At 67.5% G+C, this 10,399-nt stretch carries 7 protein-coding genes and 1 pseudogene; 4 read left to right on the forward strand and 4 right to left on the reverse strand.

The genetic code is table 11. From position 1 onward, the window contains the following. Positions 1 to 141: 141 nt before the first annotated feature. Complete coding sequence (locus tag ACIQ42_RS10595) at positions 142 to 405, reverse strand: DUF3489 domain-containing protein (RefSeq protein WP_397422162.1); 264 nt, start codon at positions 403 to 405, stop codon at positions 142 to 144. A 232-nt stretch (positions 406 to 637) separates the two neighbouring features. On the opposite strand from ACIQ42_RS10595, the gene ACIQ42_RS10600 reads away from it, so the two are divergent. Together ACIQ42_RS10600 and ACIQ42_RS10605 are read left to right on the forward strand one after the other, a co-directional pair. Then, positions 638 to 1,891: a site-specific DNA-methyltransferase gene (locus tag ACIQ42_RS10600; protein WP_397422163.1), complete on the forward strand. Its 1,254-nt coding sequence runs from the start codon at positions 638 to 640 to the stop codon at positions 1,889 to 1,891. 4 nt (positions 1,892 to 1,895) lie between these two features. Further along, entirely contained in the window at positions 1,896 to 2,450 is a 555-nt protein-coding gene (locus ACIQ42_RS10605) for a DUF5681 domain-containing protein (protein WP_397422164.1), read from the forward strand. Between the two features lie 153 nt (positions 2,451 to 2,603). Here the strand turns inward: ACIQ42_RS10605 and ACIQ42_RS10610 are convergent, their stop codons facing one another. The 3 genes from ACIQ42_RS10610 to ACIQ42_RS10620 form a co-directional block, all read right to left on the reverse strand. Further along, on the reverse strand, positions 2,604 to 4,745 hold the full coding sequence (locus ACIQ42_RS10610; protein WP_397422165.1) for a PQQ-binding-like beta-propeller repeat protein: 2,142 nt from the start codon (positions 4,743 to 4,745) through the stop codon (positions 2,604 to 2,606). 1 nt (position 4,746) lies between these two features. Further along, entirely contained in the window at positions 4,747 to 7,059 is a 2,313-nt protein-coding gene (locus ACIQ42_RS10615) for a TonB-dependent receptor (protein ID WP_397422166.1), read from the reverse strand. A 61-nt stretch (positions 7,060 to 7,120) separates the two neighbouring features. Continuing rightward, positions 7,121 to 9,238, reverse strand: a complete 2,118-nt coding sequence (locus tag ACIQ42_RS10620; RefSeq protein WP_397422167.1) for an arylsulfatase — start codon at positions 9,236 to 9,238, stop codon at positions 7,121 to 7,123. A 634-nt stretch (positions 9,239 to 9,872) separates the two neighbouring features. On the opposite strand from ACIQ42_RS10620, the gene ACIQ42_RS10625 reads away from it, so the two are divergent. Continuing rightward, positions 9,873 to 10,091 (forward strand): hypothetical protein, encoded by a 219-nt coding sequence (locus ACIQ42_RS10625; protein ID WP_397422168.1) that lies wholly within the window; start codon positions 9,873 to 9,875, stop codon positions 10,089 to 10,091. 60 nt (positions 10,092 to 10,151) lie between these two features. Further along, positions 10,152 to 10,399 (forward strand): annotated as a pseudogene (locus tag ACIQ42_RS10630) (sugar phosphate isomerase/epimerase); the annotation flags it as partial.

Consider the following 10,399-nt stretch of genomic DNA (forward strand, 5'->3'; position numbering starts at 1 on the left):
GTATCCGCCAAGCCAGCGACAGTCGGACCAACTCCGGCGATCGGACCTTCGGCGGCGGCCCATACCGCCGCCGCCACTCTGCCCTGAGGCCTTCGAGGTCCAGGCGCTCCAGCGCCCGGACCTCCTCGGAGATGGCCTGGCTCACGCCGCGGCCTCGATGCGGTAGGTCCGGGCGCCGTCGACCTTCTCGGAGATCACCGCGATCCCCAGCGCCTTCTTGATCGAGCCGGAGATGGCGCCGCGGACCGAGTGGGCCTGCCAGCCGGTCGCCGCCATCATCGCCTCGATGGTCGTGCCGCCAGGCTGCTGGAGCAGATCCACCAGGACGGCGATCTTGCCGGTGGCGAGCTTGGGCGGAAGGGTTTCGGGCAGCAGGTCGAGCTGGATGTCTTTGCGGCGGGCCATGGGAATCCTCGGTGTTTTTCAAGCCGCGGAAATCGCGGTTTGCACTGAGGCGAACCCGGTTCAGACCGGGCGGGGGCGTGAGCCACTAGCGCTCCAATCCGCAGCGAAGTCCAATCCATCCACAGGGGCTAACTCACCGGTGACGATTGTTCTTTCCCCGGGGCTGGTTCGCAGCGCAGCATCCCAATTCCTCCATGCGATCCAATCGCTTAGCCCCCAGGACGTTTACACGATGCACATCACCTTCCAGGTGCCGGACGCGCTCAAACCCGACCCCGGCAACGCTCGCACGCACTCGGCCAAACAGGTCGGCCAGATCTGCGCCAGCATCACCGCCTTCGGCTTCACCAACCCCATCCTGCTCACCCCGGACTTGGGTGTGATCGCAGGCCACGGTCGGCTCCTGGCCGCCCGCAAGCTCGGTCTGGCGCAGGTGCCGACGATCATCCTGGAGGGCCTGAGCGAGATGCAGGTGCGGGCCCTGCGGATTGCCGACAACAAGATCGCGCTCAACGCCGGCTGGGACACCGATCTGCTGAAGATCGAACTTTCGGCCATCGTCATCGGTGACCTCGACTTCGAGATCGAGGCCATGGGCTTCGCCACCGGCGAGATCGACGTGATCCTGTCGAAGGGCGCCGCGGATCCTGACGACGAGGTGATCCCGGCGCTGGCGCAGACCGCCATCAGCCAGGTGGGTGACATCTGGATCCTCGGCGATCACCGGATCGGCTGCGGCGACAGTCGTGACGTCGGCTTCCTGAAGGCGGTGATCGGTGACGGCGCCAAGATGGACGCTGCGTTCCTCGACCCGCCCTATAATGTGAAGATCCAGGGCCACGCCAATGTCACCTCCCGGCACCGGGAGTTTGCGATGGCCTCGGGCGAGATGGATCAGGTGGGCTTCCGGTCCTTTCTGGCCCAGACGCTTGGCGCCTGCGCCGCGGTCTCCCGCGATGGCGCGGTCCACTACGTCTGCATGGACTGGCGGCACATGGGCGATGTGGAAGCCGTGGGAGCAGAGGTCTACGGTGATCTCCTGAACCTGTGCATCTGGAACAAGTCCAACGCCGGCATGGGCTCGCTCTACCGGTCCAAGCATGAGCTGGTCTTCGTCTACCGCGTCGGATCGGCCCAGCACCTCAACACCGTCGAGCTCGGCCGCCACGGTCGCAACCGCACCAACGTCTGGGACTACGCCTCGGTGAACACCTTCGGCGGCAGTCGTCAGCAGGACCTGGCCCTGCACCCGACCGTCAAGCCGGTGGCCATGGTCGCTGACGCCTTCCAGGACGTCACCAGGCGCGGCGACCTGGTGCTGGACGCGTTCCTGGGCTCCGGAGCCAGCCTGATCGCGGCCGAGCGTACCGGACGGCGGTTCCGGGGTGTCGATATCGATCCGCTCTACGTCGATCTGGTCGTGGAACGCTGGCGGGCGCTGACCGGCGGGCAGCCCCAACTGCTGCGGCTTGAGCAGGCGGCCTAGGGTCATGAGCGAGGTCAGCGAAGACGACGGCGTCGGCTACCGCAAGCCGCCCAGGCGCAGCCAGTTCCAGAAGGGCAAGAGCGGGAATCCCAACGGGCGGCCGAAGGGCTCGGGGGTGCGCACCGCAATGGAGAAGGTCGCCGCCCGGACCATTCCCATGACCGTTGAAGGTAAGCGGAGCAAGGTGCCGGCGACGGAGGCCCTGCTGATGCAGATGCTTCAGCGTGCCCTGGAGGGTGACGCGACTGCGAGGCGCGATTTCCTGAAGATCGCGGACCAGGTCAGCAAAGCCCGGGCCGAGGACGACGCCAAAGGCGAGAACTGGACCGTCATCGTCAAACGCTACGGCAATCCGGCGGGATGCAACGGCGCACTGGAGGTGTTGGGTGTTGTCGTCGAAGTCGATGATCAGCTGAAGGTCCAGCCCTGGGTCGTCGAGGCGGCACGCGCGCGGGGTCTGAAGCTCAGTGAGATCGACGAGGCCCTTGTTGAGGAGTTCACGGTCCAGGCTGGGGACGAGATCCGCGAACGGATGCGTGGGGATGGCGGTTGGGATTAGGTCCTGGATGCGCCAGACGGAGACATTGGCTTGCGGCCCGAAAGCGGACTCCCTGAACGTCTCAGATGGGGGGATTGCAGACATTGTGCGGATGCCAGAACCGAGTCGATGGCAAGCCACCTCGACAGCCGCGACACCCACCAAGACCGCGGATCAATCGCGTTTGCTGAGTGGCGCGCCTTTCCCGACGTCCGGGAGCGCGAAGGCGAGGTAGGCGGAGCCGGGCGGCGCTTTAGGGTCGCGCGGGCTGCTCGCGGCGATCACCACGAACTGCCGTCCGCCAGCGAGGTACGTCACCGGCGTGGCCGCCCCGGGATAAGGCAGGGTCCCTTCCCAAAGGATTCGGCCATTGCGCGTGTCGAACGCCCGTAGCTTGCGGTCCCGGACGGTCGCGCCGATGAACAGCAGCCCTCCGGCGGTGACGACGGGACCTCCATAGTTTTCCGAGCCGGTGGCCGGCAGACCACGGGCGGCGAGCTCAGGGTACTCGCCCAGCGGGACCCGCCAGCGATAGCGGCCGGAATTCAGGTCGATGGCGTTGAGCGTACCCCAGGGCGGCTCGACCGCAGGATAGCCGTCGGGGTCGAGGAACTTGCGATAGCCGTTGAAGGTGTACCTCGATCCCACGCGCGCATCCGCCGCCTGGACCTCGCGATCGGCCACGCCGGAGGGATCGGCCAGATGGTGGATTAGCTGCTCCAGGTCGAGGCTTCCGATCTGAGGGAACCCCGGCATCCGCCCGCGGCCTTCCAGGATCACCCTGCGAATATCCGCGAGCGACAGGCGTCCCCCCAGGCCGGTCATGGCGGGAACGCCTTCCGCACCTTGACCGTCGGCGCCATGGCATACGGCGCACTGCTTCTGGTAGACCCCCGCACCACGGTTCGTGGCCCGCGCCGCCCGCAGCGAGCCGGTCCAGGCCACGTCGTTGGCGTTGAGATAGACGATCCCGCGCTCGCGCTCGACGGCCGATCCGCCCCACTCGGCGCCTCCGTCGAATCCCGGGAAGACCAGCGTCTCGGCGTCCACCGCTAGGGGTGCGAACGGCCCATTGCGACGTAGCCGGTCGAAGGCCGCCCGCGCCGCCGCCGCCGCCTCGGGCGTGCGCTTGGTGAGCATGTCGGCCGTGAGCTGTTGTCGGGTAAACGCCTCGGGCGCGACGGGAAAAGGCTGCGTGGTAGACGACCATTCGCCTGGGACGTCGCTGGCGGGGACGGGGCGCTGCTCGATGGGAAATAACGGCTCGCCGGTCACCCGGTCGAAGACGAACAGCAAGCCGTGCTTCGTGGCCTGAGTGACCGCAGGCACGGTGCGGCCGCCCCGCCGCACCATGAGCAGCGAGGGCGGCGAGGGAAGGTCCCGGTCAAGGATATCGTGGCGGACGAGTTGCTGATGCCACAGCCGGCGACCGGTCGCGGCGTCCAGCGCGACCAACGAGTTAGCGAAGAGGTTGTCGCCCTTCCGGTCACCGCCGAAGAAGTCGTCGACCGCCGAGCCGGTGGGCGCGTAGACGATGCCCCGATCGGGGTCGAGCGCCAGGCCGGCCCAGGCGTTCGCGCCCCCGGCCGTCGCGAGCGCCTCCGCGGGCCACGTTTCGGCGCCAGGATCCTCCGGCTTTGGAACGAGGGCGAAGGTCCAGCGGAGCTGGCCGTTGCGCACGTCGTAGGCCCGGATGGCGCCGGGCGCGGCAGGCGCGGTCTCGGACGTGCGGAAGCCCACGATGAGCAGGTCGCGGAACACGACGCCCGGCGTCGTCAGGAACACTGGAAGCGTGGACGGCTCGCGGCCGAGCCCCTCCCGGAGATCGATGGTCCCGCCCCTCCCGAAGCTGGCCGCAGGCCGTCCGGTGGCAGGGTCGAGCGCCGTGAGGAATGTCCCGTGGCTGGTGAAGAGCCGCCGTTCGGCGCCGTCGCGCCAGTAGCTCAGGCCGCGGATCGGCTGGCGGTTCCGGGCCTCGGGACGGTGGCGCCAGAGTTCGCGGCCGGTGGCGCCGTCCAGCGCGAGCACGACCTGGTCGGGGGTCAACACATAGAGCACGCCGCCGATCGCGAGTGGCGAGGTCTGGAGGCCGCCTTCGCCAGTCTCAACGCGCCAGACCTCCTGCAGGCGGCCGACATTGCTGCGGCGGATCTCCGAGAGGGGCGAGAAACGATCCCCTTCCGGGGAGCCGCCGTACGCCGCCCAGTCTCCCGCTGCGCTGCCAAGCCCGGCGCAGCCGCCAACGAACAGGAGGGCCGCGCCTGCGATCGCGAGGCGCCGGAACGCCTCGCTACGGAGGGGCGCGGCCCGAGTCACGTCAGCGTTCTCCACCGAAACGGTAGCGCAAGCGCACCCCGAACATCCGCGGCTCGCCGTAGCTGTAGGTGGTGTATCCATTGGTTTCGAACGCTGCGCTCAACGCGACGACATAATCCTTGTTCAGGGCGTTCGTAACGAACACCGAGGCGTCCCAGCCGCTGCGCCCGATGTCTTTCATTTCCGCGCCCAGCGAGAGCAGACCGTACGACGGGATCACGCCGTCGCGCAGCGCCTTGTTGCCGGCGTCGTCACGCCACGACCAGTTGGCGAACACCGAGGCGTCGCCGAGCGATTCCGCCACCGGCAGACTGTATCGCGCGTTCAGGCCGTACTGGTGCATGGGACGGTTGGCGGTTTCCTGGGCGCGCAGGGCGGCGGCGTTCGCACCGGGGGCGAACCGCGTGAAATCGAAGTCCACGTAGCTCAGGAAGCCACCCACCTGCAGGTCGCGGGTGAGGCTGGCCGTGACCTCGAGCTCGCCGCCGCGGATCTTCGCCGCGCCCGCATTGCTGGTCGACGCGAACTGCTGACCTGCCACGAACCGCGTCTCGGTCACCTGGATGTCGCTGTAGTTCTGCCGGTAGACGGCGAGATTGGTCCTGAGCGGCACGGGCCCCAGCCGCCAGTCCGCCTTCAGCCCCAGTTCATAGTCGGTGACATATTCCGGGTCGAAGAACCGGCTGTCCGTGACGATGTTGGGGTTGAGCGCGTTGAAGCCTCCGGCGCGGTAGCCGCGACGGCTCGCCCCATAGACCAGGATCTGGTCCGTCGCCTGCCAGTCCAGACCGATCGTCCAGGTCGGCGCCTCGGTGCGCGTGTCCCCGGTGAGCGTGCATTGGGCGTCGGCGGACGCCGGCGGATTGACGCAGACCCTCTGGGCGTTCAGCCCGCGCGACTGAGCGAATCGCCGATCCCAAGTGTAGCGGAAGCCGGCCGTAACCTTCAGGCCCTGGACGAGTTCGGCCAGATCGTAGGTGCCCTGGCCGTATAGCCCCGCGCTCTCGGAGCCGAAGCGCGAGGCGTTGATCACGGTGGCGCCGAAGGTGATGGCGGGGCGGTTGTAGTAGCCGGGCGTCGGATTCTTCAGGTACAGGCCGCCCGCGATCCACTCGAGACGCCCGCCCAGAGACTTGCCGCGCAGCTGCAGTTCTTCGCTGTACTGGCCGAACTTGAAGACCTCGCCGTCAGGCTGGGCAAATTCGCTTACCGGGAAGGGCGACCCGTCGGCCTCGAGCGAATAGGTCCGCTTGGCCTGCATGTAGCCGAAGATATTGCGTACCGAGATGTCGTCGGTGATCGCGAACTCGGTAACGTTGGTGAGGAACGTGTAGCGGCGCGTGGACTCGTTATCGAGGCTGCTTCCAATACGCGCGCGTATCCCGAGTTGCTGCTGTTGGGCGAACAGGCTCACTAGCTGCGGATATCGGGCGGCCGCACGCCCCGTCGGGGCCAGGCTGTTAAGGATGTACGACGAGCCGTTGTTTTCGGACACTAGTCGGTCGAGGGTGGTGACGTTCGTGATGCGATCGGAGACCTGCCAGGCCAGCGTGCCCCTGATCGACCAGTAGTCCACGTCGTCCATTCGGAAGCCGCCCGGGTCGCTCGGCTGGCTCAGGACCTTTGTGAAGCCCTTGCGGTCCTGGGTCTTCGCCGCGATCCTGAGAACGAGCCGGTCGTCGGCCAACGGTACGTTCAGCATGGCATCCAGTTCGCGGTTGGCGTAGCTGCCGAGGCCGACCTGCACCCGGCCGCCGAACACATCGTCGGGCTGACGGGTCTGGAGAAGAACCGCGCCGCCGACGGAGTTGCGGCCAAACAGCGTGCCCTGCGGGCCCTTGAGGACCTGGACGTTCTGCAGGTCCATATAGAGACCCGGGCCCGCCACCGACTGGCCCAGCTGGTCGTAGGGAATCGGAACCTCGTTGAGGTAGATGAGCACGCCCGGCAGGCTCGCCTGCTGGCCCGTGCCCTGCCCACGGATGCTGATTGACACGTTGTCGCGCGTCTGGCCCTGGCTCGACAGGCCGGGCACCGCGCGCTCGAGTTCGACGATAGACTGGATGTTTTGACGGTCGAGCACAGCCGCCGAGACCACCGACACGGCCACAGGGACGCGCTGTAGCGTTTCTTCCCGACGACGGGCGGTCACGACGACCTCTTCGATCGCCGAGGAAGCGGCCGTCGCGGACTCTTCCGCCGCTTGCGCCGCTTGCGCCGGACCGGCCGGCAGCGCGGCCGCCAGGACGAGCCATGAGGTGTTCGCTACAGCCAGAATCTTGAGTGTCATTTGTACCCTCCCTCCCGACGCCAAGGTCGGGTTTGTTCTGTGATTGATTACGTCGCGGGGCGCGGACCGTGCCGCGCCCGAGGCTTCAGTGGAGCACCACCTCCACCTTTTGGATGCGGCCCGAGAAGCGGGAAGGCAGGGGCGTCGCCGGGCTGACCGGCGATATGCGCGCCTCGCCGACGCTGAAGCTCGCGACGTCATAGACCGGGTCGGCGACGGGTCCGAGCGGCCCATTGGCCACCTTGCGGCCGTCCACGGTAAGCACGCCGACCGCCTCGAAGGGCGCTCCCGGAACCGGGCTCCCGCGCATCTCGAAGACGATCCTGATGTCGCCCAGGGGGAGCGGCTCGGTCGCGATCAGCCGCTGCCGCGTCCGGCCAGCGAAGTTATTCTCGTACACCAGCCGTCCGTCCTCGACGTAGAGGACGAATCCGCCGAGGCGGCTCCCGCTCGTTACCAGCACGCCGTTCGCGCCCGGCGTAACATGGGCGTAGACCGTGATGGCGTGGGGGCGGCTCAAGCTGGGTAGCGCCCGGTAGCTGAACCAGGGGCTGTCCGGGAAGTAGACGAAGCGCGTGCGTCCGGCCGCCAGCGTCGGAGGGGGATAGCGCACGTTGGGCGGCTCTATCGGGTAGACGTTGTTTCGCTGCGCCTCCTCGGCGAAGGTCTGCTGGAGCTCGCGCAGCTTGTCGGGATGGGTGCGCGCCAGGTCTCGCGACTGACTGAAGTCGGCGGCGACGTTGTAGAGTTCCCACCTGTCGGCGCCCGGCTCCGGACCGCGGCGAATGTTCTCGCCGAGGTTCTGGCCCACAATCCGGACACCCGCGGTCCAGCCGTCCTTGTAGATCGCCCGGCTCCCCCAGTTCTCGAAATACTGCACGCGGCGAGGCGATGGCGCGTCGGCACGATCGAACGTCGGCTCCAGACTGTGTCCATCCAGCGGGGTCTGCGCCACGCCGTCGATCGGCCTTGTCGCGTCGACGCCCGCCGCATCGAGGATCGTGGCGGCGAGGTCCGTGGCGTAGGCGAACTGGGTGCGCACCTCACCCCGCGCGCGGATCCGCTGAGGCCAGGAGACTACGAGCGGAACGCGCGTGCCGCCCCAGTGCGATGCGATCCCCTTGGTCCACTGGAACGGCGTGCTGTTCATCCACGCCCAGCCCGCAGCATAGGCGTTCAGGTGCTCAGTGCCGCCCAAGGCATCCAGTTCGGCCAGCTGCGCCGCGATCGCGATCGCGGGCGCATGCGTGTCGTTGGAGCCCATCACCCCGTCCATGGCGCTGGCGCCGTTGTCGCTCGCCACATACAGGACCAGCGTGTTCTCGCCGCCTGGACCCGCGCGCACCCGGTCGAGTACGCGCCCGATCTCCACGTCCGTATGCTCGAGGAAGGCCGCGTAGACCTCCATCTGGCGCGCAGCCAGTCGACGCTGGTCAGGCGAGAGGCTTTCCCATGGGGGAATCGCGTCGGGCCTCGGGGTCAGCACTGCGTCACGCGGAATCACGCCCAGGCGCCTCTGCCGCTCGAACGTCTCCCGCCGCAGTACATCCCAGCCCTTGTCGAACTTCCCCTCGTACCGCGCGATCCAGTCTCTGGGGACATGGTGCGGCTTATGCGGCGCGGCGGGCGCGAAATAGAGGAAGTAGGGCTTCTCCGGCGCGAGGGACTCCTGGACGTTCAGCCAGCGGATCGCCTCGTCGGCGATGTCGGTGGTGAGGTGATACCCCTGATCGGGCGTCTTCGGCGGAACGACTGCCATGGTGTCGCGGTAGAGCGGCGGCTCCCACTGGCTCACCTCGCCGATCATGAAGCCATAGAAGCGCTCGAAGCCGAGGCTGGTCGGCCAGTGATCGAAGGGACCGACGGGGCTGAGTTCCCAGTAGGGCGTGTTGTGCCACTTGCCGTAGGCGGCCGTGCTATAGCCGTTGCGGCGCAGCACTTCGGCAATCGAGGCCGATTCCTTCGGCCAGACCCCATTGTAGCCCGGATACGGCCGGAACGCCTCGGGCGTGCTGCCGAAACCGACCCGATGCTGATTGCGCCCGGAAAGCAAGGCGGCCCGCGTCGGCGAGCAGATCGCCGTTACATTGAAGGTCGTGTACCGCAGGCCCTCGTCGGCCAGCCGCGAGAGCGTCGGGGTTCGCGCTTGCCCGCCGAACGTTGAGGCGGCCGCAAATCCGGCGTCGTCAAGGAGGATGAGCACAATGTTCGGGGCGCCCGCGGGCGCTCGCGGCGGCGCCGGAACCTCTTGGCGCACGGCCGGCGTGGGGAGTGTAGCAGGGATTTCCGCGGCAGCGGCCGTCGCCGTGGCGAGGAGACAGCCCACGCAAAGGTGCGCGGCGAAATGACGAATGCGCTCCTGCCCCATTTTTCGCGCTCCCTCTGCTTCGTCATTCGCGTCCGAAGACGCGGCGCGGCTGTTGATGTAATGGATTACATCCGCGTTATGTAATGGCCTACATAAACCGCTGATTTGTCAACGCTCGCGCGCGTTTCACGCGCAACTCCGGCAAGATGGGGCGCCGCAGACATCGGCGTGCGCTCCTGCGGAAGGAATTCGAAGCTCGGCATGGCGAGTTTAAAGGAGGTGGCGAGCCACGCTGGCGTCGCGACCGCCACGATGCCGCGCGTGCTGAGCAGCCAGGCGGTTGTCGAGGCGCGCAACCGGATGAGCGCCCTCATATCGGCGCAGTCGCTGGGCTTTGCGCCCAATTTCTCGTCCAAGAGCCTCAGGAGCACACGCATCGGGAAGATCGCGGCACCGTCCCCTATATCTCCAACCCCTTCTTCTCCGAGGCCATCCAGGGCGCAGAGGAGGCCGCGCAGGCGGCGGGCTGATGAGCGGACCGCTCGACAGCCCTTTGAGCCGGGACAGGCTGAGAGGCTCGGAGGCTAGCGCCGTCCGGCATGGACGCATAGCAGGCCTGGAGACCGCCCGCGCGCAGTTCGAGATGACCGCGGGCAAGCAGGCGGCCACCCAGTTGCTCGCCCGCGCGCCTCATGCTGGGCAACCTAAAGGGGAGATCGTCGAGCCCACCCATGTCCGCCGCCACTGACCACTCGCTCCCGGCCCATGTAATCGGTTACAGTCAAGGCGTCACCGTAGGAGCGTGTGCATGGATCTCGACAGACCTGAGGAACACGGGCGCCACACGACGGCGCCTGTACCAGGGGGACCGTTCAGCGCGATCAGTCGACGCGGCTTCGTCGCGTCCGCCGCCGCCTTCACGGCAGGGACGCCGGCCTTTGCCGCCGAGAGCTTCGTGCAGCGTCATCGCCTCGAAATTGGCATACAGCTCTACATGCTGGGCCCGGAGGTCGCGGACGACCTCGACGGCGCGCTCGCGGCCGTGGCGGCCATCGG

Origin of the sequence: Phenylobacterium sp., assembly GCF_044372605.1 — a bacterium.
Classification (GTDB): Bacteria; Pseudomonadota; Alphaproteobacteria; order Caulobacterales; family Caulobacteraceae; genus Phenylobacterium.

Bases quoted from the DNA above. Each gene is read 5' to 3' on its own strand.
- ACIQ42_RS10625 (WP_397422168.1), top strand. From the start codon at position 9,873: ATGAGCGGACCGCTCGACAGCCCTTTGAGCCGGGACAGGCTGAGAGGC.
- ACIQ42_RS10600 (WP_397422163.1), top strand. From the start codon at position 638: ATGCACATCACCTTCCAGGTGCCGGACGCGCTCAAACCCGACCCCGGC.
- ACIQ42_RS10605 (WP_397422164.1), top strand. From the start codon at position 1,896: ATGAGCGAGGTCAGCGAAGACGACGGCGTCGGCTACCGCAAGCCGCCC.
- ACIQ42_RS10595 (WP_397422162.1), bottom strand. From the start codon at position 405: ATGGCCCGCCGCAAAGACATCCAGCTCGACCTGCTGCCCGAAACCCTT.